1 protein-coding gene is annotated in these 328 nt (G+C 62.2%); it reads right to left on the bottom strand.

Translation table 11 applies throughout. From position 1 onward, the window contains the following. A partial coding sequence (locus tag DKT72_RS19100) for an ABC transporter permease (RefSeq protein WP_162623393.1) occupies positions 1-282 on the bottom strand: 282 nt, incomplete at its 3' end. Positions 283-328 lie beyond the last annotated feature (46 nt).

Raw genomic sequence — 328 nt, 5'->3', positions numbered from 1 at the left:
GGGGATGCCGCGTGCGCGGGACATCACGATCTGCACGGCCGCCACCAGCATTACCGCCATCAGGGCGAACACCATCCATACGCTGTTCGACCGGATCACGTAGCCGATGATGAAGCCCATGGCGCACAGCTGCACCAATGCGCGGCACGACGACCACATCAGGGTCTTGCCGATGCCCATGTGCATCAGTTCGCTGATGATGGCCGCCACGGCCACCATGCCCAGCGCGATGAGCAGACCCCAGATATCGATGTTGTAGGAATTGCCCAGATCGCCGCTCATGCCTGCGTCTCCTCATTTTCATCGGCGCCGTCAGGCACCGCGTTCG

It is taken from the genome of Confluentibacter sediminis (assembly GCF_003258355.1).
GTDB classification, from domain to species: Bacteria; Bacteroidota; Bacteroidia; order Flavobacteriales; family Flavobacteriaceae; genus Confluentibacter; species Confluentibacter sediminis.
This window is presented reverse-complemented; position numbering and strand designations above follow the sequence as displayed.